The 21974-nt window shown below is 48.8% G+C and carries 22 protein-coding genes; 14 read left to right on the forward strand and 8 right to left on the reverse strand.

Features of this window, described 5'->3' with window-relative positions:
- The first annotated feature begins 156 nt into the window (after positions 1-156).
- Together ABD836_RS03235 and ABD836_RS03240 are read left to right on the forward strand one after the other, a co-directional pair.
- On the forward strand, positions 157-486 hold the full coding sequence (locus ABD836_RS03235; protein WP_344932359.1) for a hypothetical protein: 330 nt from the start codon (positions 157-159) through the stop codon (positions 484-486).
- 78 nt (positions 487-564) lie between these two features.
- The gene (locus ABD836_RS03240) at positions 565-888 is read left to right on the forward strand and encodes a ssr3402 family protein (protein ID WP_344932360.1); all 324 of its coding nucleotides are present in this window, start codon (positions 565-567) and stop codon (positions 886-888) included.
- A 422-nt stretch (positions 889-1310) separates the two neighbouring features.
- Here the strand turns inward: ABD836_RS03240 and ABD836_RS03245 are convergent, their stop codons facing one another.
- Positions 1311-1805: an AP2/ERF family transcription factor gene (locus tag ABD836_RS03245; RefSeq protein ID WP_344932361.1), complete on the reverse strand. Its 495-nt coding sequence runs from the start codon at positions 1803-1805 to the stop codon at positions 1311-1313.
- Positions 1806-2086: 281 nt separating this feature from the next.
- Positions 2087-2827 carry a lipoprotein intramolecular transacylase Lit gene (locus tag ABD836_RS03250; protein WP_344932362.1) on the reverse strand — a complete coding sequence of 247 codons (741 nt, stop codon included), beginning with the start codon at positions 2825-2827 and terminating at the stop codon, positions 2087-2089.
- Between the two features lie 181 nt (positions 2828-3008).
- On the opposite strand from ABD836_RS03250, the gene ABD836_RS03255 reads away from it, so the two are divergent.
- Positions 3009-3878 carry a CPBP family intramembrane glutamic endopeptidase gene (locus ABD836_RS03255; RefSeq protein ID WP_344932363.1) on the forward strand — a complete coding sequence of 290 codons (870 nt, stop codon included), beginning with the start codon at positions 3009-3011 and terminating at the stop codon, positions 3876-3878.
- Between the two features lie 47 nt (positions 3879-3925).
- On the opposite strand, the gene ABD836_RS03260 is transcribed toward ABD836_RS03255, so the two are convergent.
- The 3 genes from ABD836_RS03260 to ABD836_RS03270 all read right to left on the reverse strand — a co-directional run bounded on the left by ABD836_RS03260 (position 3926) and on the right by ABD836_RS03270 (position 6598).
- Positions 3926-4660 (reverse strand): glutathione S-transferase family protein, encoded by a 735-nt coding sequence (locus tag ABD836_RS03260; RefSeq protein ID WP_344932364.1) that lies wholly within the window; start codon positions 4658-4660, stop codon positions 3926-3928.
- 87 nt (positions 4661-4747) lie between these two features.
- Positions 4748-5356: a glutathione S-transferase family protein gene (locus tag ABD836_RS03265; protein ID WP_344932365.1), complete on the reverse strand. Its 609-nt coding sequence runs from the start codon at positions 5354-5356 to the stop codon at positions 4748-4750.
- A gap of 84 nt (positions 5357-5440) precedes the next feature.
- Positions 5441-6598, reverse strand: a complete 1158-nt coding sequence (locus ABD836_RS03270) for an iron-containing alcohol dehydrogenase (RefSeq protein ID WP_344932366.1) — start codon at positions 6596-6598, stop codon at positions 5441-5443.
- A gap of 518 nt (positions 6599-7116) precedes the next feature.
- On the opposite strand from ABD836_RS03270, the gene ABD836_RS03275 reads away from it, so the two are divergent.
- Positions 7117-7569 carry a hypothetical protein gene (locus ABD836_RS03275; RefSeq protein ID WP_344932367.1) on the forward strand — a complete coding sequence of 151 codons (453 nt, stop codon included), beginning with the start codon at positions 7117-7119 and terminating at the stop codon, positions 7567-7569.
- Between the two features lie 130 nt (positions 7570-7699).
- Here the strand turns inward: ABD836_RS03275 and ABD836_RS03280 are convergent, their stop codons facing one another.
- Positions 7700-8878, reverse strand: coding sequence for a TMEM143 family protein (locus ABD836_RS03280; RefSeq protein WP_344932368.1), 1179 nt, complete (start codon positions 8876-8878; stop codon positions 7700-7702).
- 140 nt (positions 8879-9018) lie between these two features.
- Between ABD836_RS03280 and ABD836_RS03285 the strand changes: the two genes are divergently transcribed.
- The 3 genes from ABD836_RS03285 (at position 9019) to ABD836_RS03295 (ending at position 11317) form a co-directional block, all read left to right on the forward strand.
- Positions 9019-9906 carry a cation diffusion facilitator family transporter gene (locus tag ABD836_RS03285; RefSeq protein WP_344932369.1) on the forward strand — a complete coding sequence of 296 codons (888 nt, stop codon included), beginning with the start codon at positions 9019-9021 and terminating at the stop codon, positions 9904-9906.
- Positions 9907-10065: 159 nt separating this feature from the next.
- Positions 10066-11010 (forward strand): sodium-dependent bicarbonate transport family permease, encoded by a 945-nt coding sequence (locus ABD836_RS03290; protein ID WP_344932370.1) that lies wholly within the window; start codon positions 10066-10068, stop codon positions 11008-11010.
- A 4-nt stretch (positions 11011-11014) separates the two neighbouring features.
- Positions 11015-11317 (forward strand): P-II family nitrogen regulator, encoded by a 303-nt coding sequence (locus ABD836_RS03295; protein WP_344932371.1) that lies wholly within the window; start codon positions 11015-11017, stop codon positions 11315-11317.
- A 267-nt stretch (positions 11318-11584) separates the two neighbouring features.
- Here ABD836_RS03295 and ABD836_RS03300 read toward each other — a convergent pair whose 3' ends face one another.
- Entirely contained in the window at positions 11585-12364 is a 780-nt protein-coding gene (locus ABD836_RS03300) for an SHOCT domain-containing protein (RefSeq protein WP_344932372.1), read from the reverse strand.
- 313 nt (positions 12365-12677) lie between these two features.
- Between ABD836_RS03300 and ABD836_RS03305 the strand changes: the two genes are divergently transcribed.
- From ABD836_RS03305 to ABD836_RS03335, 7 genes are all read left to right on the forward strand, one after another.
- Entirely contained in the window at positions 12678-13040 is a 363-nt protein-coding gene (locus tag ABD836_RS03305; RefSeq protein WP_344932373.1) for a TOBE-like domain-containing protein, read from the forward strand.
- 74 nt (positions 13041-13114) lie between these two features.
- Complete coding sequence (locus tag ABD836_RS03310) at positions 13115-13387, forward strand: heavy-metal-associated domain-containing protein (RefSeq protein WP_344932374.1); 273 nt, start codon at positions 13115-13117, stop codon at positions 13385-13387.
- 11 nt (positions 13388-13398) lie between these two features.
- A complete protein-coding gene (locus tag ABD836_RS03315) occupies positions 13399-15864 on the forward strand; it encodes a heavy metal translocating P-type ATPase (RefSeq protein ID WP_344932375.1) in 2466 nt (821 codons plus the stop codon).
- 1 nt (position 15865) lies between these two features.
- Complete coding sequence (cueR, locus tag ABD836_RS03320) at positions 15866-16282, forward strand: Cu(I)-responsive transcriptional regulator (protein ID WP_344932376.1); 417 nt, start codon at positions 15866-15868, stop codon at positions 16280-16282.
- Positions 16283-16377: 95 nt separating this feature from the next.
- Positions 16378-16812 (forward strand): hypothetical protein, encoded by a 435-nt coding sequence (locus ABD836_RS03325; protein ID WP_344932377.1) that lies wholly within the window; start codon positions 16378-16380, stop codon positions 16810-16812.
- Positions 16813-16895: 83 nt separating this feature from the next.
- Positions 16896-18821, forward strand: a complete 1926-nt coding sequence (locus ABD836_RS03330; RefSeq protein WP_344932378.1) for a copper resistance system multicopper oxidase — start codon at positions 16896-16898, stop codon at positions 18819-18821.
- Complete coding sequence (locus tag ABD836_RS03335; protein WP_344932379.1) at positions 18818-19543, forward strand: copper resistance protein B; 726 nt, start codon at positions 18818-18820, stop codon at positions 19541-19543. The genes ABD836_RS03330 and ABD836_RS03335 overlap by 4 nt, the downstream gene beginning before the upstream one ends.
- 18 nt (positions 19544-19561) lie before the next feature.
- On the opposite strand, the gene ABD836_RS03340 is transcribed toward ABD836_RS03335, so the two are convergent.
- Positions 19562-21964, reverse strand: a complete 2403-nt coding sequence (locus ABD836_RS03340) for an efflux RND transporter permease subunit (protein WP_344932380.1) — start codon at positions 21962-21964, stop codon at positions 19562-19564.
- Positions 21965-21974: the final 10 nt, after the last annotated feature.

The raw sequence follows: 21974 nt of genomic DNA on the forward strand, positions 1-21974 counted from the left end.
TACGACTTATTGCCCTTCACCAAATACAATTATCGATAGACTGCATTAAAAGGGAAGCCTGTGAATCGCTGGACTAAGCTAAAATTGAAACTAACCTTGAGTTATCTTCGATTTATGTTCAAGGCATCTTACTTTTTTAAGGCCAAGAGGGCGCTGATGGCCGAATCTCGGGCGAATAAAATATGCGTGCAACTTGAAATGAATGCGATACTCGTTAAGCAATTTGAGGATGCGAGCCGTAAACAAAAAAAATCATTCCACTGGGGTGATATTGGCTGGCAGGTTGAAAATGCAGCAACTGCCTGTGAAGTCATATTGCGGTCGCCTGAATCGGAGGATTTAGACCAATATTTTGGCCGAGTTTTACCCGCGATTTCGGAGCTGGCCAGCAGTTATCGCCAAAGTAAGCTGGACGAAAGTGGTTATGCCTTAGGGACCGTCCGTGAAATTGAACGCGCGCTGATTGAAACGTCACAACACCTATAATAATTGCTTTAGACGTGATTTTAGTTTGGAGATTAATTGTTCGGCAACTCGACACATTAAATGTAGGAACATGGAAATATGAAGTTTGTTAAACGGGTATCTATTATCATTTTACTCGGCTGGAGTAACTTCGGGTATTCAGCATTGGCACCGTCGGCTGTTCATCTAAGAGATTTAGATACGATGGTTGATTTTGTTCGCGAACACCAATTTGTCGCAATCACATTAGAAAGCATTAATCTGGTTTCGCTAACAGTTTTCTACAACAATAATTGTGAAGCGAAATTTGAGCGAAGCAAACCTAGTTTATTAAGCCTGGGACGCCCAGGCCCGCAACCGGGCGTCGAGTTTAAAAGTAGTACATGTCCATTGCGCGAGATGAGCGACGGCTCGCATGAATAATCATCGTTAGGCATATATGGCCACAGATGAGATGGATACATGAAAAAATGGTTTTTGTTTGGGCTCAGCATAGCACTCGCTGAAATATTGATAGCGACAATGTTGATCGTATTTTTCTTGTGGGTTGAACGGGATTACTGTGCGCCGTATTTTCGTGCCTCAGGCCATTGTTATGCTAATTGGTTTTCCTCGTTTGAGTTAGTATTTTATGGCATTTCGGCAGCACTAATGAGTAGCGCGGTTGGTTTAATATGGCGTTATTTCTTTCGACGTTGATATAAGCTATTAGATTCTACTTGATAGTTTTCAATCCAACCCCCTGACCCTCAGAGCTAGTTTCGCATAATGTATATTATGTTAAATAGAGTATTTTGTTTAGCTACCTGATTTCTAAAAATTACCAGGTAGCTGTTACATAGTATCTATGCGACCTTAGCGCCGCCGCGCTCGCAGGCCCAAAACACACCTTCTAATTGCTGAACACCAGTTTCGCGCGCCGCTATCGCCATTTGCTTCGCTCGTTGCTCGCCAAAACGTTGGATAGAAAATGTTGCTTTACCGAACTCACCTGGCTTTTTGTCCGGCCAATGGGCTTCCCAATACCACAATTCTTTAACACAGCCGTCTTTTAGCTTGTAACGTTTCGCGTATCGATAGACGCCCGGTATGCCTGACGTGTTGTGGCGCCTAGGGGTGCTGCAAAATTGTTGGCGGGTTGTTGGGGGGTATTGGTCAATCATTTCGTCCCGGTAGGCTTTGCTAGCGATCAGGGCTTTGCCTTTGCCACCGTAAGATTTGTCAGGGAAGTTTTTAACTATTAGTGAGTTTTGACGCCGGAGGCTAACTCTCCACGCGTGGGTTCGATAAACCTCGTCGTCGATTCTGGAAATGCCGTACATCGTTTTACTTTTAGACATGGGCCCCGATTGTCTCTATTGCTGTGGTATTTATTTGACTAAAGCAATATTGATACCAGTACCAGCTTCGTTTTGGTAAACCGACCTTAAACTCTAGTCATAGGGAGGCTTAGGGCTGCTTTGTAGAAGTTTTTTATTGCTGAGTAATATTTTTTGCGCTGTTTTGAGTGAGGATGACAACGGAAGAAATACTAGGGCGCATGAAGTTAGTGCGCGCAATTTTAGTGCTTTTGATCTGTGGGCTGGCAGAATAAGACACGGTGGTGCCTCTACTCGGCCGCCTACGTCGTTCTCGAGACCGCTAGGTGCTCGGCGATTCTCCGTATTGCTAAATGTAAGAGTGTATATATGAGTATGGTAACGGCGCCTAAAGATAAGCCTATATAAAGAAATAAATCGGGTGCTTTCATCATGGTCGACATCAGCGATTCACGGTAATAGAAGAACCATTGGTGATTATCAGGAAATATAAGTTCGTGGAGCTTGTAGAAGACGGCTACCCACCCTACTGCCGCTATGAGTACGCCTGCGGCAGCAAGCCAAATCGCATTGGAAAGCAATATCTGACGGTAAGTGGGTGTCGGCCATGACTTTGCCAAAAACAGCGCAATCAGCCCGGTCCAGAGCATAAATAGTGCGGGCTCCCATTTTTGCAGGGCGGTAATTAAATTGGCGACGTCTTGTAAATGAATGATTTCCGCCCGATGCAGAAGTGGCGCCTTGATTCCGGTGCTTGCGACCACATAGCTGATGTCGGCCAGGCCGGCGCCGTGGTTGCTAATGGCGTGGCAAATCTGCGCGAACAGCTCGATACGCTCTGCGCGACTGGTATCCGCAAAGCCGCTACGATAAATGTTTTCTGGTCCGAATTGGCGAATATTCTCTGCAATCCCGATGTTGTCGTGCCAAAACCCGTATAAAAAATTACAGGCTAACAACAAATGCCACGCTATGAATAGGCTTACACACAGTGTGAGCAGGTTGTAGATGGTGGTCCGACTAATAGTTGCAATGTTTAACACGGTATTGGCGCCATTAGGCTTGGTCTCTGCATTGGTTCGCCCGCAAGCTTAGCTGATCTTGTCGATGCTTTGTATACTCTTTGCCAGATGAAAATTGATTTACGGCAGCGCTGACCGTTGTGATTAAAACCCTTGTAGAATGGTCGCGGTATAGCGCTAAGCAAATTAATTGAGACCTTTGATGAATAAGCAAATAATGAAAGCTGGCTCATTTTTCAGTAACCGCCTTCACCCTAAGCAAATTCTACTGGCCTTAGATGACATTGACGCCACCTCACCCAGTTACACTCTAAACCGGCCTGAGGCCTTGCGCCGGGTGTTTACGGTCTTAGCTTGTGTATCGGTTTGCTTGCTAATGATCCACTATTTAAAGTACTCGTCGGTTTTTTTGGCTATGTTAAAGGCCTTGAGCGAGTTTATTGATCAACCAGCCAACTATTTTTACTTAGCTCTTCGCCAGACCGGTTTTGTGGAATTGATTAGCTACGCATGGTGGACGGCGTGGCATATCGTTGGCTATGTCTTGATCCCCTCGCTCGTTATAAAGCGATATATTAAGTTGCCCGTGGCTGATTTTGGATGGCGTTGGAATGCAACAACTGCGCATTGGCGCGGTTATGCACTGCTACTATCACCGATTTTGGTGTTTATTTTCATTGCCTCCTCGAGTCGGGACTTTGTAGCTCACTACCCTTTTTATCGCTTGGCTGGCCGCAGTTGGTTCGACCTACTCGCGTGGGAGATTCTTTACCTTACTCAATTTATTTGCTTGGAGTTCTTTTTTAGGGGGTTTTTCCTGCAAGCCCTGCGGCCCGCTGTCGGCGCTAATGCGGTTTGGATAATGTGTGTGCCCTACTTAATGATTCATTTCCCAAAACTGTGGCCAGAAGCCGGTGGCGCAATTTTATTTGGTTTGTTTTTAGGTATTTTGGCCCTGCGATCCGTATCAATATGGGGTGGTTTTTTTGTGCATGCGGGTGTGGCGGTAGGAATGGATCTGGCATCGCTGCTAAAACAAGGACGTATGCCCGAGGTGTTTTGGCCTTTCTAAACTGAGTGTAAAAAGAGAGGCCCAGCAGATTATAGGGAAGTATTCGCCTAGCGGTATTGCCGGTATATTTCGTTCACCCAAAGGCTAACAGAGTGTTCCCGGTAGCGCTCGCAAAATGCCTGTGCCTCAGGGTCAGGGATGTCTCCCCATGGAAAAGGATGCTCTGGTGGTTGCGTTAGCAGCGACAGCATAGCCGCGACAGATAAGTCGGCACGACTAAATTTGTCTCCCACCAAGTAAGGTTTTTGTTCAATTCGCTTTGCCATGATATCCATGGCAATCTCAAACTCATGGTGGGCTTTGGCAACTTTCTCGGGCGAGATGACATAAATTTGGTAAATCGCTTTGTGCAGTTTGGGCGCTAGAAACCGATAAGCGAGTTTCTTGTGGCTGGGCATTGAGTGTGTAAAACATTTACGAATGAACGCAGGGTAATCCAGTAGACTGCTGTACAAAATACGACGAATATTCACGCCCAGCTGTACGTCCATCGTTTTTTCGATTGCAGCGCAAGCCTGCCTTTCTTCCTCGGTAGCTGGGCTCAATTGACGGTCTGGGTAATTTGCATCGAGCTGGTCGATTATTGCGCTGGAGCCTTGGATTACTGTGCCATCATCATTAACCAGCACTGGTACGGAGGATTCTGCTGCAATTTTGCGTACCGTCATTAAATGAAGTCCGGGAACAATTGCAACAGCGTCATGGCCAATGCCTTTGTAATCCAGCGCCCAGCGCGCTTTCTCGCAAAAATGTGAGTGTGGGAAAATCAGCAATTTTGGCATAGGGCATCTTATTTTTAGTTTGACGCTATATCATGGCAATAATTCACCGAATTACAAGGATCAGCGCGCTGAAGTTGCCCTACGCCTTTAGCCGTAGCTGGCCGATTTAATATAGGCCGCTCGATTTTGTAACTTGTTTAAATAGGCCAATGTAGCCGTTTTGGTACTAAGTAAACAGTGATGGTCGGCGATTTCCAAAATCATACACATCATAATATCCGCTGCGGTGAACATATCGCCGGCAAAGTAGGCGCGGCTGTTCAACGTAGCTTCTATATAATTGAAATCGAGTGCTAGCTCTTTGCCTATATAGCCGTCTAACGGCTGGTTACCCGCCCGCTCCTCTTTTTTCATGATCATATTGATAATAACGGGCATTGCTAGTGAGCCTTCAGCAAAATGCAGCCACTCAAGGTAGTCATAGTAGTTTTCATCGGTTTTGGCTGGGCGTAGCGACTGTTGCGCGGCGTGATCCAGCAAGTATTCCATCACCGCAGCTGATTCACACAGGGTGCGGTCACCATCAACAACAACAGGCGATTTTGCTAGGGGATGGATTGCCGCCAGACTTGCCGGCGCGAGATTGGTCTGTCCGTCGCGTTGGTGGTGCACCACTTCGTAAGGCATCTTTAATTCTTCTAATAACCAGATAATTCGTTTTGAACGCGATTGATTTAAATGATGGACGGTAAGCATCGTTTGGCCTCGGTTTAGTGGGCTAAAAATAGTTGCAAGCTATGCCTTGGCGCGCCTAAGGCGCGCACGCAAAGCCAGCTCGATTTACAAAGCTGTTTCGAGTATTTGTCGGCTGATCTCCGGCGTAACAGCGCCTTGCTCACCGAGTTTCACCATCCCGTGTTGAACAAGATTGTTGAGCAGTGTATCAATGTGCTCCTGGCCCAATTTGATGTCGGCGAGTCGTATAGGCATGCCCATCGCAATGAAAAAGCCTTCAGTCGCCGCGATGGCTTTATCAATCGCCGCTTCCTCATCGGTCGTGTCAATGGCCCAGACACGTGCCGCATATTGCAATAGCTTATCGCGCTTAACCTCACGTCGAATTTTTAATACCGCTGGTAACATAATGGACAATGTACGAGCGTGGTCTATACCGTGCGCTGCTGTTAGCTCGTGACCAATCATATGGGTGGTCCAATCTTGAGGAACGCCCGCGCCAATTAAACCGTTAAGCGCTAAGCTCGCTGCCCACATAATATTGGCACGAACCGCTATGTCATTCTTGGTTGCTGGCGTAAGTGCTTTGGGGCCCTCCTCTATTAGGGTTTCCAGTAGTCCTTCGGCAAATCGATCTTGCACCTTGGCATTAACGCTGTAAGTGAGATATTGCTCCACGGTGTGAACGAAGGCATCGACAACCCCATTGCCTATTTGGCGGTCTGATAAGCTCAAGGTTACCGTTGGGTCAAGTACCGCGAATTTTGGTCGAACGTGCTGGCTCGCAAACGCGCCTTTATGACCATCGCGGGTAACCACCGAGCCGGTATTGCTCTCAGAACCTGTTGCCGGCAAGGTTAAGACAGCGCCAATGCTTAACGCCGCTTTTATTCTTTGGCCCTTCGCAATAATGTCCCATGGATCATCGCCTTCGTAACAGGCTGCGGCGGCTATAAATTTTGCGCCATCAATTACCGAACCGCCGCCTACCGCCAAGATGTAGTCAACTTGGTGTTCTGTAATCAAGGGCTGCGCTTTCATCAGCGTTTCATAGCTGGGGTTTGGCTCGATGCCTGAGAATTCCACTACTGAATGGTTAACGAGTACTGCGGTAAGTTGATCGTAAATCCCGTTGCTTTTTATCGAGCCGCCACCGTATAGCAATAGCACCTTTGCATCAGTTGGAATCTCTTTGGCGATTGCCTTGATTTGACCTTCGCCGAAATGAATACGGGTGCTATTGGCAAAACTAAAATTTAGCATGTAGTGATCCTTGGTGATGATACCTAAGTCAAATTTAGGTGGGTGTGATCGAACTCGTACAGATTCGTTAGCTTAGCGTATGCGGATTGCGAACGCAGCCATGAATATCTTGTTAGGTTGTTGCGGCCTGTGCTCAGGCTCTACGCGGCTTAAGGGCTGACCGTGCGCTGTATTAGCACACATTTCCTAGTGTTTGGTAACTTGCAAAGTGCCCCTCATTGGTTCAAATACGTATTGATTGCGCCAATGCATTGCGATTGTGATTTTTGCTATTTCACACTGTAATTTTGCGGTGTTTTAGGGTTTTGCGAACCCAATCACAATAAGCGATGTCGATTGTAATCATAGGAAATCGCAGAGTACCGCTATGCCTAAGTATAAAGCGTGTTATGACTTCTTTTAGGTGTATAAGGCTATCCGAGCGAGGCGATGGAAGCTTCATTGGCATTGTACTTGCTCTAACTAGGGTAGGCGCACCGGATGTGTCATAGGGATTTAAACTACACGAGGAAGTTGCAATGAAAGTACATAGTCTTATCCTAGCTTCAATCTTATCAATGAGTACCGCAAGTCAAGCTCAAACACTGGTTGGAATACTTGGCAGCCCGCTTAGCACTGGTGGTCTACCAACACTCGACATACTCGGTGGTGGTCTCCCCTCAGCTGATCTACTGGGCTCGGTAACCCCTGTTGTACTTGGCTTAGTAGACACTGTAATACCGCTGGTAGGGCAATTGCCGTTAGATTCGGTATTGCCAGTAGTTACCGATTTAACAAGCAGTTTGTTAGGCGGTGGCACACCTGTTGTTTTTAGCCTAGCCGACACGGTATTACCCATGACTGGCCAGCTACCGCTGGATACGGTCCTGCCCGTTGTTATGACAACGAGCGGTGGCGTACTCGGCGGTGTATTACCCGTTACACTTGACCTACTGAACTCTGGTGCACCCTTAATTGGTGGTGTTCTCTAGTATCAGTTTGGAGGTTCTATATTACTTTCACCGCAGTTTATAGAACCTCCAAAACACCTTGAACGGCCAAGATCATATTTTTATTGTTGTGTCATAGTGAAACTGTTTATTGGTTTTTCTGCCTTCAATCTTAGTCAGTTTGATGAAATGTCCGCCATGCCCCCTCTTCTAAATAGGCCAATTTCAATTGACTGAGTTTTTGTAAGGCATCGTCAACATCAAAGTCGAGCTGGCATTGCCAGCGTTGCGAAAACCATACTTCAATCCGCTGGTCCAATTCCTTGGCTGATAAAGGCTGATGTGCGGCCAATAAAAAATAGTACGCTAGCAGGCTTTCTTTACATTCGGATTCTTCAGCATCATCAAGCAAGCGGTATAAAACGCCGGCATTATTGTCGAGTAATTTGAAGTAGAGATTCCGCGTTAGTGCTTCTGTAAATCGTAATTTACGATTTTTAAAATTACTGAATTGCTTCCATAGGTAGGCGCCTATTGTGCCGGCACCGGCCAATAGCACTATAATCGCATTGCGATCTAATTCGACCGCCTCGCTTTGCCAGCCCAACCAAAACCCGAGTAACGAGGCGGTTAATACAAGCGTCGCGCCGAGTTTAGTGGTAAGCACGATTCCGCCGCTTACCAAGGCAGGTACGCCAATCATGAGTTTGTCCCGCAGGCGCATTCCAACCTGGGTATTGGGAAAGAGCATTTCGAGATCAGCATCAGGAACATTTTGAAATAACTTGAGCATCGTTGAACCAGGGCGGCAGCCGGCGGGCGTATCGCCTTCAGTCAGTGAAGTTTTGAACCGTAGGAAAAGTACCACTCGGTCGTAATTGATAAAATTAACGGTCCTGCGCCACAGATTAAATGGCCCCTGTATTTCCTCCTGGCGTTCACTTGCGCCGCGGGTATAGAGCAAAACCTCAGCGAAATCATCGAGGTTAACCACCAGCCGAATATCGAATAGCGACGCGGAGTCCATGGCCTTGGAGAGTATTTCTGGTGTGACTTTGTCGTAGTTTGCTCGATTCAATAATTCGGATACTTGGCTGGCAAGGTCACCGGTGTTTTCTTGCTCATTGAGATCGACAAGACGTGTGTCCGCGTCGGGATCTAGGCTTGCATAGGCATCTTTCAAGGCATGTTTAGCGCGATGAAATTCATCGCGGAAATAGCGTTCAATATGCGCCGCGCCGACTTTAAAATGGGCAAGCGCTGCGGCATCTAACTGCCCTTCTTGTTCGCACATTTGCAAAATATCTGCGCGACGGAATGGGATAAAACGGAGTAAAGCCAGTTTCGGCATGGCGACAACCCTTTCTCTTTGTATTGTGATTCTGAATTAGTGTTAAGAACTTCCTCTCTCGACATTGCCACGCAGCATAGGCTATTGTTTTTCTGAGGCCTAATCTTTTTGGCTAGGCATTTCCAAATCTAGGGTGAAATATGCACGACCACCATCATCATAGCGCCTCAGAACGCATCGGCTGGGCATTCGCTTTAAACCTTGGCTTTACCGTTATTGAATTTATCGGTGGTTATTTAACCAATAGTACTGCGATTATGGCCGACGCTGTCCATGATCTTGGTGATTGTTTGGCAATAGGCTCGGCATGGCTGCTGAATAAAGTCGCCGACAAAGAGGCCAGCCAACATTATAGCTATGGCTATCGCCGATTTTCCCTTCTTGGCGCATTAATAAATGGGGTGGTACTGATCGTTGGCGCCATTTGGATATTAAGTGAGGCTATCCCGCGCTTGGCAAACCCCCAAATGCCCAATGCAACCGGAATGCTAGGTTTGGCCGTATTGGGCGTCGCGGTAAATGGCTATGCCGCCTATAAATTAAGCGAGGGCAAAACGCTCAATGAACGAATGCTCAATTGGCATTTGTTGGAGGATGTCTTGGGCTGGGTGGCAATATTAGTATTGTCGTTGGTATTGATGGTCGTCGAAATGCCAATTTTGGACCCCCTACTCTCTATCGGATTTACCTTGTTTATTTTGTTTAACGTAGTGAAAACGCTACTTGAAACTCTTCGTCTATTCCTACAGGCAACACCAGACCCCGCCTTACGTAGTCAAATCCAAGCGGATCTATTGGGTATCGCTCAAGTCCATGACATCCACCACCTTCATCTCTGGTCGCTAGACGGCGAACACCACGTACTCACGGTCCACCTGCTCCTCAATCAGCATTACGCGCAGCCCGAGCTGGTATTACTTAAAACGGATATTGCGGCTGCAATGGCAAAATACCAGCTTAGTCACACCACTATTGAATTGGAGTTCCCTGACGAGTTTTGCCGGGATCGAGTTGAGCACTCACACTAAGCTTTTTACTTTAGGCTGCGGTGCGCCTGTGTGAATATTCCCCTGGGACAATATAGATCCGCGCCATGGAAATCATTAGCTTATTTCCCTGGCTTTCGCTAGATTGCGCGCAATCACTAAGCTACTGAGCTTGGTGTCTGCTGAGAGGCTAAGTGTGACATGCTGGATCCCGTCATTTTATTTTTCATCTTCGGACTTAGCGCCGGTTTACTGCGCTCTGAGCTGAGACTTCCCCCCGCGATTTACGATCTAGTCAGTATTATGCTGCTGCTCACTATTGGCATGAAAGGCGGTATTGAACTTGCCAAACAGCCATTCTTAGAACTCCTACCGCAAATGTTGGCGGTAATCGGTCTAGGCATCCTTTTACCCTTAATCGCCTTTCCCCTTCTCCGATACCTCGGACGCTTTAGCCGCGTGGACGCGGCGTCTATCGCTGCACACTACGGTTCGGTGAGTATGGGTACTTTTGCGGTTGCGGTGGCTTATATGAGTGCGAGAGGAATTTATTATGAGGAGCAAATGCCGCTTTTTGTGGTGATGCTGGAGATTCCGGCGATTCTGGTGGGAATTGTCATCGCCAAAGGCTTTTCGAAGCAAACCAACTGGGCCCAAGTTGGCCACGAAGTGTTACTTGGCAAGAGCATTATTCTCATGATCGGCGGCCTGCTGATTGGCTGGATTGCTGGTGCAGAGCAACTCGCATCTATCAAACCCCTGTTCTTCGATTTATTTAAAGGGATATTGGCGCTCTTCCTCTTGGAAATGGGCTTAATTACATCTAAGCACGTGGGCAGTCTTAAGAAATATGGCCTTTTCCTGATTGTTTTCGGGATCAGCATGCCGATGTTGTCGGCGGTTCTTGGTGCGGCCACTGGCTGTTTACTGGGATTCTCCGTGGGCGGCACCGCAATGCTGGCCATTCTCGCCGCCAGTGCGTCGTATATCGCTGTGCCAGCCGCAATGCGGATCTCGGTGCCAGAGGCCAATCCAACCTTGTCCTTGGCCGCATCATTGGGCATCACCTTCCCTTTCAATGTGGTGATCGGCATTCCAATTTATTACGCGATGGCTGAATACATCCACGCCTTTTTTGGAGCTTGAATAAATGAGCGACAACATAAAAAAACTCCTGACGATTGTGACGGAAGCGGCCTTAGAAAATATTTTAGTCAAAGATATTGAACGCCTCGGTGCTCAGGGCTACACCATTACCGATGCACGGGGCAAAGGCGGCCGCGGCGTGCGCAATGCGGCTTGGGATGCCAACGGTAATATTCGGATAGAAGTGATCAGTGATGCTGCTATTGCCGGCCAGATTGCCAGTCATCTTAAAGAAACGTATTACGCTAATTACGCGATGATTCTTTTTATGAGCGACGTAGAAGTGATAAGGCCTGAAAAGTTTTAGTTTTAACCTTCAGGCATATAGCTGGGTTGCGAAAAAGCGAGGAATGACATCCTGCTTTCCGCTCCTTATTATACTCCTGGCTGACAAGTGCCGATGCCATCGACTGCCAGTTGATTAATAAATAATTGCCCGCCGGTAGCACCACTTATACGACTTACGCAGTCATTAATGCTGACTTTGTCAGTAATTAAGCCAGTAACTGGATCGAGAAGATCAAGAAAGACAATATATTCAAAAAGAGGGCGCCATTTGGCAATCGAAGAATTGCTAAATGCGGCTGAGCAACTGCGCCTTTTTAGTATTAAATTCGTCTTCTGACAAGGCGCCAGCATCACGCAGTTGCGCCAATTTACTAAGCAAATCCAAGGTTTGATTGACATCGTAATTGGTGTTGTTGGTATTCGAATCACTGTTATTAGCCGCCTGGATATTTTGCGGCGCAGGCGGATTTTGCTTAAATTTATTTGGCTGCGCGAAATTTGTCTGGGCCGGAGTCGGCGCGCCTGGCCCAGAAATTAAGGGCAGGCTAAGAGTAGAGATATTGCCAAACTGGCTGCTAAATGTCAGTGTTTGGCTGCCACTTTGCTGCTGACTCACTCCACCAATATTGTGATTAAGTGTATCGTATACCGAGACTTGGCCATTTAACTCGACTGCTAGACGATTGGGGAAAATCGCATAACGGTTATTATTTTGTGCCCCGCTGCTAAACGGACTGCCCAGCTCCGCTGGCCACCATTGATTACTCCCAGGTGTGCCCGCAGGGATAACCGGAAACATCTGATTATTGGCCAGCACGCCTGCCAGCTCGTTGCATAAATTATTAACCGTTGTTTTGAGGCTGTTATTAAACATATCTCCAACCATGGTCATGCCACCGCGCATCCACTGTCCCGAGCCACCGAGTTCTGGGCAATTGAATTGGGCCATGGAGCTACCACCGTTATTAACGGCAACGAGCATATGCACAACCGCGCCATAACTAAGGCCGTAGCGCGAAGCGATACCGTTAACTAGGTTTTCGCCGACATCGGTGAGCTTTTGCATAAAAACAATCCTATTGGATAATGAGCGTATTTGACGCTTTGGTGGCAGCAAACGTGCTTGCAGCGATAATCAGTTTAATATGGCAGGCATTGAGTATAGCGCTGCAAATATGACAATCATGAATTGGGCGGTGCAGTGATAAGCCCTAGCTTTGGCAAGGCCGGAGTCAAAAATCGACGTAAAGAAAGTATGAACAAAGAAATGAAATGATAGGCATTTACTTTGCATAAAGCTATAAGAGTCGAACAAATATTGTTCAGCTCTGTATTCCGCCATAGCCTCGTCAATACGCGCTCTTTATCACCTAACTACTGTGCAGAAGATTGCCGCACTTGAGGATGACGCTGTCGATGTTTATGCTCGCCCCAGCGATTTACGCATTGCCGACGCCGAGCAAGTGGGCATTGAAGTGGTGGTAAATAGCATTCAACGCACCGGGCCGATAGTGCGCGCCGAGGTCAGTTTTGCGCATAGTACTTTTGGCCAAAGCCATTCTACGCTTCGTGTCGAGCTGCCCCATTTACACCACGATGTGCCCCGCTTTCAGATTGGCGCAACCTTGCGGCTGCGCTTAATGCAGTTCAGCGTATTTGCCCCGCAAACAATCACGCCAGTAAGGGAGCAGCTCAGCGCGCCGATACTCATTGGCAGAGAGCGTGAGCGCCTCGCCGGATAATTTCAAATTAAACCCTTGACCTTGCCATTGTGGTAAGGTCGATGATCAAGCCTCGATCAACTGAGGGCTTAATCATGAGCGTATCTACAAGTAACACCGCGAGTATTGTTCACCATAAAGCAGCTTTGCAATTGTCGATTCAGGGCATGAACTGCGGCGCCTGCGTAGGCAGAATCACTCGGGCGCTCGGTGACCTTGACTGTATTGATGGGGTCGAGATTAATTTGGCCGCTAAATTAGCAAACATCCAATTTAACGACGCCGATATAGATACTGACACCATCATCGCCGCCATTGCCGAGGCGGGCTATCAGGCTTCACCGCTAGCACTCGGCAATGCTGAGTAAAGGAGCTCGCCATGACCGCAGCCGTATCAAACACGCACCCAGCTCAGCAGGAACTTCGTTTTGGCATAGAAGGCATGAGCTGTGCATCCTGTGTTAGTCATATTGAAAAAGCCTTAAACGCCGTTGATGGCGTTAGCAAGGTTAGCGTTAATTTGGCCACCGAAACGGCGCAAATTACCCTAGCCAAAGCGGTGCCCAGCGAACAACTGAGCGCGGCCGTTAAGAACGCGGGCTACCACGTAAGCACCAGCACGATTCGCCTTAAGATTGGCGGCATGAGCTGCGCCTCCTGCGTTGGCAGAATAGAAAAAGCCTTGCAAGCAACGCCCGGTGTGCTTGCGGTGAGCGTGAATTTAGCAACAGAAATCGCCAATATTGAGTTTGCTCAAGACGCGATTAGCAACGCCGAATTAATCGCCGCCGTCAGCAATGCGGGTTACCAAGCAACGCTAGACACTGAGCAAGCCAAGGTAAAACCAGACACAAAAACCAGTGCCTCTAGCAAAGAAGCCCGCGCTGTTATTATTGGCGCGATTTTATCGGCGCCCTTATTTTTGCCGATGGTTTTCAGCGTGTTTGGCAGCCAGTGGATGGCGCCGGGCTGGCTGCAATTTTTACTCGCCACACCGGTACAGTTTTGGCTGGGCGCGCGCTTTTACCGCGCTGGCTGGGCCGCACTTAAAGCCAAAACCGGCAATATGGATTTACTGGTCGCACTCGGCACCAGTGCCGCTTACGGCCTGAGCGTATTTGAATTAATGCGGCCGTATTTTGCGGAGCAAACACATAGCGGCGGCCATGCTAGCGGCCACTATTACTTTGAAGCCTCTGCGGTTGTTATTACCTTGGTGCTATTGGGTAAATGGTTAGAGGGCCGCGCCAAACGCCAAACCACTGCAGCCATTCAGGCCCTGCAATCCCTGCGCCCCGCTACTGCGCGAGTTCGTGGTGAGAACGGTGACAAAGAAGTGGCCGTCGAAAATATCCGCAGCGGCGATTTGGTCATTGTAAAACCCGGTGAACAAATCCCAGTCGACGGTGTAATTAAAGAAGGTGCCAGCCACATCGACGAGTCTATGCTCACCGGCGAGAACCTGCCCGTTAGTAAAGACGTGGGCGATAAGGTCACCGGCGGCGCGATCAATGCCGACGGTGTCTTACTGATTGAAACCACCGCAATCGGCAGCGAATCCACCCTGTCGCGGATTATTCGCATGGTCGAAAATGCCCAAGCCGCCAAAGCGCCGATCCAGCGTTTGGTAGATCAAGTCAGCGCGGTGTTTGTGCCGGTGGTATTAGTCATTGCCCTCGCCACATTGGTCACTTGGTGGCTTTATAACGGCGATATTCAAGGCGCGATAATCAATGCCGTGGCGGTATTGGTTATCGCCTGCCCCTGTGCCCTTGGCTTAGCTACCCCCACTGCGATTATGGCCGGAACTGGGGTGGCGGCAAAATACGGCATATTGATTAAAGACGCTGAAGCGCTAGAAATTGCTCACAAAACCACCACGGTAATTTTCGATAAAACCGGCACCTTGACCGTGGGCAGGCCGACCCTAACTGCCACCAAGGCCGTGAACGGCGATGAGCGCGAATTAATTCGCCTCGCGGCCGCCGTGCAATCCGGCAGCGATCATCCGCTGGCAAAAGCGGTTATGACCAGGGCTGAAGAACAAGGCATTTCGGTAGGCCAAGCCAGCAATGCCAAAGCATTGGCCGGTCGCGGTGTAAGCGCCCTTGTCGACGGCCAGCAACTATGCCTCGGCAATACACGCTTAATGAAAGAGCTGAATATTGAGCTTGGCGATTTAGCGAAAACCGCTGAAGACTTAGAAGCGCAAGGCAACACCCTGTCATGGTTGGCCGTTGAAGGTGATAGTTCAAAACTGATTGGCTTACTGGCCTTTGGCGACGAGATCAAAGCCTCCGCTGCCCAGGCCATCGCGCAACTGCGCGAGAAGGGAATAGAAACTATTATGCTCACCGGCGATAATCAAGGCAGCGCCAGCGCGGTTGCCGCAAAATTAGGCCTGAGCGATTTTGTCGCCAATGTTTTGCCCGACGACAAGGCAAAGAAAGTTAGCCAACTGCGCAGCGAAGGCCGCGTTGTCGCCATGGTCGGCGACGGCATAAACGATGCCCCCGCCCTCGCCGCGGCCGATATTGGCATTGCCATGGCCACAGGTACCGACGTGGCCATGTACACCGCGGGTATTACCTTAATGCGCGGCGACCCTGCGCTGGTGGCAGATGCGATTGCCATTTCCCAGCGCAGCTACCGTAAAATTAAGCAGAATCTGTTTTGGGCCTTTATCTATAATGCGGTCGGTATACCGCTGGCGGCGTTTGGCTTATTGAACCCCGTTATTGCCGGTGCGGCCATGGCCTTTAGTAGCGTGAGCGTGGTGAGTAACGCCCTGCTCTTAAAGCGCTGGAAACCCGATAGCGCAAACAATCCCCGCGAGGACAACTAAAATGAATATCGGTGAAGCCGCCAAAGCCAGCGGCATATCGGCAAAAATGATCCGTCACTACGAGGGGATTGGTCTTATTGAAGAGTCCCGCCGCAGTCCGGGGGGCTATCGCATTTACTCAAACAACGATCTGCACACCCTAAGCTTTATAAAGAGTAGTCGCTCACTGGGCTTTTCTTTAGACCAGATCAAACAACTGCTGTCGCTATGGCAAGATCGGGGCCGCGCCAGCAGTGATGTGAAGGCACTTGCCTTGCAGCATATTAAAGAACTCGATGATAAAATCGCTGAACTCAGCGCCATGCGTAATCTTTTGCAAAATTTAGCGACAGAGTGCCACGGTGACAACCGCGCCGAGTGCCCAATACTGCAGGGCTTAGAGCAGCAATGTGGTGAAGCAAAAGCCAAAAAGACGTAGTATGAAAAATATCTGAGATTCACTGCATTCCTAAGGCGTCGAACTTCACGCCGACAAATGAGCCAGATCATTAAGAGATTATTAGCCCTTAAAATATGAAAAAGCTTCTTAACATTCCCCTGCTGAGTTTACTGATACTGATTTATTTCAGTAAGTCGGTGCTGGCTGCGGTGCCGATGTTAGGAATGACCCACGCGGCGAATTACGCACCAATGACGTCTGCTGCAAGTCACTGTGTTAGTGAAAACCACAGCGAACACAACAGTTCCCATCATCATTCTAGCCATAGCTCACACGCTGAAAACACTACAGATATAGGCCTGCACTCAGCGTCTCATGATTCGACCAGCAACAGTGTTCACTGCGACGCCAAATGCCAGTGCTGTATAGGTAGTTGCAGCACTCTTGCACTGCTCGCCGCAAACCTAGCTAAGCAGACCATTAAACCTTATTTCTCTGTAGCCGAGTTTGACCTTCAACTGCTGCCTCAACACCCCTCCTCACTGATTAAGCCACCCATTTTTAGTTGATTACAAGACAACTGCGCCTGTCGATTGGGAAATCAACCCTCTAGACGACCAGCGCTAATAGCAATTAATTATGGAATATGACGATGAAATACAAAATAAATCCCACTATCGCCGCTGGCGACTCGCTTCCACAGCCAAGCGTGTCACGACGTCAGTTTGTAATGGGCGCAGCCAGTGCTGGCGCGCTAATTGGTTTGAGCGGCAGCCCACTGAGCTGGGGCGCGGCCAATTCGCCAAAACTTACGGAACGCCAAACCCTCAGCGGCAAACATTTTGATTTAGACATTGGCTACCAGCCGGTTAATTTTACCGGCAAATCCAGAATCGCTACCGCGGTGAATGGCAGCGTGCCCGGCCCCATCTTACGTTGGAAGGAAGGCGACGATATCACCCTGCGGGTGCGCAACCACCTTGCCCACGACAGCTCGATTCACTGGCACGGCATGATACTGCCCGCTGAAATGGACGGCGTACCCGGTATGAGCTTTGCGGGCATTAAACCCGGCGAGCATTTTGACTATGCCTTTAAAGTTCAGCAAAGCGGCACGTACTGGTATCACAGCCACTCTGGTTTTCAGGAGCAAACCGGGGTTTACGGCGCCATTGTGATCGAGCCTAGAGATTCCGACCCAGTGAGCTACGACCGCGACTACGTGGTGCAGCTTTCAGACTGGTCAGATGAGGTACCAGAAGATATTTACGCCAAGCTTAAAAAACGCGGCGATTATTATAATTTTAATGAGCGCACTGCCGGTGATTTATGGCGCGATATTAAAGAAAAGGGGCTGAGCAATACCTGGTCTGAGCGCAGCATGTGGAACCAAATGCGCATGAGCGAGCGGGATATTGCCGATGTTACCGCCTATACCTACACCTATCTAATGAACGGCGCAACGCCGGAACAAGGCTGGACGGGACTTTTTAAACGCGGCGAGAAAATCCGCTTACGATTCATAAATAGCGCCGCCATGACTATGTTCGATGTGCGTATTCCCGGCCTTAAAATGACCGTGGTCGCCGCCGACGGCCAAAACGTTGAACCCTTCACCATCGATGAATTTCGCATTGGCGTGGCGGAAACCTACGATGTTGTTGTGGAACCCAGTGACGACAGTGCTTACTGTGTATTTGCGCAAAGCATTGACCGCAGCGGCTTTAGCCGTGGGACCCTTAGCGCCAACCCAGCCTTAAGTGCGGCCATTCCTAATATGGATCCCGCCCCCGTCCTAACCCACCGCGATATGGGCATGGCTATGGCAGGTATGAACCATGGCGACCAAAACATGGGCGGCATGGCGGGAATGGATCACAGCCAGCACAATATGGGCAGTATGAAAGAAATGGATCACAGTGGCCATGATATGAGGAATATGAAAGGCATGGATCATAGTCAACACGATATGGCCGCCATGAGTATGCCGATGCCAGCGCCTCTGGGCAAAGCGGGGTTTGGCAGCAACAGCGAAATCGCCCATGTAAAAACCGAATTTGGCCCCCAGGTTGACGCCCGCGCCAACAGCCCCCAAAACGGACTCGATGATCCAGGAATTGGCCTACGTGATCACCAGCAGCTTTATGGTCGTAAAGTGCTGCGCTATAGCCAGCTGCGCAACTTGTACCCTACCCAAGATCGCCGCGAACCCAGCCGTGAAATTCAATTGCACCTTACCGGCAATATGCACCGCTATATGTGGTCGGTAAACGGCATTCCCTTTGCCGATGCCAAGCCCCTTGCCCTTAGTTTTGGCGAGCGCGTGCGTATTACCCTAGTGAACGATTCCATGATGACTCACCCTATTCATTTACACGGCGTATGGAGCGAGCTAGAAACTGGCGATCCCGAATACATTCCTCGAAAACACACCATTATGGTTCAACCGGGTTCAAAAATTAGCTACCTCGTCACCGCCGATGCCCTCGGCCGCTGGGCTTACCACTGCCACTTGCTCTACCACATGCCGGGCATGATGCGGGAAGTGCGCATTAGCCATAAAGGAGGTGTAGCATGAAAATGACTAAGCGCGGATTCACTGTGAGCCTATTGGCTATCGCCGTAAACAATATGAGCTTCGCCCACGAAGCCGCCGACCCACTCATTAGCATGGTGTCGATAAACCAATTAGAGCAGCGCCTTAACAACGACTCGCAAAGCGACGATCTCGATATTAGCAGCTGGAATGCCGATGTTTGGCTGGGCAAAAACCTAGGCAAATTATGGTTAAAAACCGAAGGCGAATTTGTCGACGGTCAGCGCGTAGAATCTGAACTGCAAGTGCTTTACAGCCACGCTATTGCCCCCTACTGGGATCTGCAAATAGGTTGGCGTGGCGACTTTAACCAAGACCAAAACCAACACTGGTTTGCAGTAGGCTTGCAGGGCTTGGCACCGTATTTTTTCGAAATAGACAGCGCGCTGTATTTTGGTGAAGGCGGCCAAACCGCGCTGCGTATCGATGCCGAGTACGAGTTAATGCTCACCCAGAAACTCATTCTCAGCCCTGAGCTAGAAACCACCCTTTATAGCCGCAATGCCCCTAAATATGAGCAAGGCAGCGGCCTCGCGAAGATCGACGCTGGCCTGCGTCTTCGTTATGAAATTCGCCGGGAATTTGCGCCTTATATTGGCGTTAACTGGTCGAAAAAATATGGCAATACCGCCGACTTAGCTCGACATGCTACCAGTGACGTGGAAACGATGGAGTGGCTAATTGGCGTAAAGCTTTGGTATTAAGCCGCTTAGGGATTACGTCTAGGCACAATTTTTCGCTACCGGCTCGCGAACATATTTCTGTAATAGCGCCGGGAGTAAGGTTAAGTCCGCTATTAAGGCGATGAATATCGCCAGGCCAGTGAGGAGTCCGAACAGAATACCCGGCACAAAATCAGAGAATGCTAACAAGCCAAATCCTACGGCGATGATAAGGGACGTATAGATCAGGGCCAAACCAACACTGTGGTGGCTGCGCGCAATGGCCTCTTCTGGAGTATTACTTTTTAGCTCTTGTAGGTAACGGTGGGTGTAGTGGATTGTGTCATCCACTGCAATCCCCATTGCGATCGCCGCAATTGTCATCGTCATAAAATCCAGTGGAATTCCCATCCAGCCCATAACGCCGAGTACGGCAATCGCGGAGATTATATTCGGCACAATCGTGATCAGTGCGATACGCAGCGACTTAAAAATCACCCAAAAGGCAATGCCAAGGGCGAGAAAGACAGCCCCTAGGCTCAGAATTTGCGAGGTGAACAATTGATCGAGCATTGCCTGATACAGAACAAACAAGCCACTAAGCTGGTAGCTTTCAGGCGCGATTCCGAGAGCCTGTATATCTTTGTGGATATTGGCGAGTAAAACGCCGCGATCCAAATCTTTGGTGCTGTCTTTGATTCGACCACTAATGCGCAACTGGGCTGGCGGTTCTATAAAATAACTGCTTAGCAGATCCTGGCGCATGCTTTTGTCCAAGGTCCAATAAACCGCCGTAAGCTCATATTCAGTGAGCGGCTTATTGTTGTTTAGCTGTTTCGCCAGTTTTGTAAGATTAACGACAGAGAGCGTGGTACCCATCGCATCAAATTCATCCAAGGATTTCTGGATGCCGTGCACGGCTTGGATGTCCGCTGCTCGCAAAACTAAATTTTTATTGGGCCTATCGGCTTTCGGTGGCGTGTAGATCACGTCCAGCTGGGTTGTTCCGCCAAACTCAGTGTCGATGAAACTCAGTTCCTTGTGTACCGCAGTGTCACTGGCAAAGTAATTAATAAAGCTGTTTTCAACATCTAAGCGCAGTGAACCGAGCACACTCGCGGTAAAAAACACAAGGCTGAATACGATGATTAGGCCACTACGTGCGGCGCAGAAAGCCTGCGTCTTGTGCATGATAGCGCTGAATATACCGGTCGATTGAGTGGCGCGCTCTTTAGAAAACAGTAGTAACAATGCGGGGAACAACAGCAACGTACAGGAAATGGTAACTACCATGGCGATGATCATCATTAAACCAAAAGTACTTACCGGCTCAATATCACTAAGCAGTAGAGATGCAAAACCTAGGGAGGTAGTGAAACCCGCGAAAAAGCACGGTGCAACTTTCTCTCTGAGTGTTTGTAGTACCAAGTCGTTTTGGCTTAAATCCGGCGTCTTGCTGAGTTCTTCGCGATATTGAACAATCAGGTGAATGACAATCGCGAGGCTAAGAATAAGCTGCAGCGAAATAAAGTTCGACGAAATAACCGTTGCCTTTAATCCGAGTAGGCCAAAGGCGCCGACCGTAATAAATAGGTTACTAGCACAGCAAAGCACGGTAATTAGCACCCAGCTCAACCGCCGAAAAATGGCATAGATCAATACACAAATCAGTAAGCCAATTGCGGCGCCAAATACTTTTAGGTCGTGCTGAATTATATTGATGAGCTGATAGCCCAATACGTGTACCCCGCCAAGATAGAGGTCGGCATCACCGCGGTATTTTTCGATGATTTCCCTAAGCTGTTCAACCTCTTTGTTGCGGCTATCCCGTAGCGTATTTTCTAAGGGCTCGGCTTGGGCTTTTAGGTGTTTGAGCTTGGCTTGTTCTTCGTTGGTTAAGGGGCTATTAAGACGCTTCTCTTGAAGACGGAGAATTTGGGCGTCCAAGGCTTTCAGCTTTAAGTTGGGTTTAAACAAAAGCTGGATGCCGGTCGCGGTTTGCTCGTGATTGACTATAAGACCATCATAGATTGGGTGGTTCCTAAATAAGTCTTTGAGCGCTTGCTCACTGAGATTGAGCTTGCTTTGGGTGAGTTCGCTGGGATTGGTATTCGCACTCAAACTCTCTCCGCCCTTGCCCAGTAACGGTACATTCATTATCGAGCGCACAGACTTAACCCGCTCCAACTGGCTAAGTTCTTTACTTAGCTTGGCGATATTGTCGAGGCTTTGCGGAGAAAATATTCCCGTGTTTTTGGGTTTATAGGCAACAATCAAAAACTCTTCTGGAGCAAATTTTTGACTGATTTTTTGGCTATTAATAAAGTCCCGGTTGTCTTCAGAAATCAGGGTGTCAGCGGAGGCATTGATCTCAAAGCTACGGCTGTGCCAGGCAAAAAATGCAACGAGAAACGCAAACACCAATAGGATGAGCTTATGACGAGAAAATAATGACTCAAGCATTGACGGTTTC

This window comes from Zhongshania borealis (assembly GCF_039539625.1).
In the GTDB taxonomy this organism is placed as follows: domain Bacteria; phylum Pseudomonadota; class Gammaproteobacteria; order Pseudomonadales; family Spongiibacteraceae; genus Spongiibacter; species Spongiibacter borealis.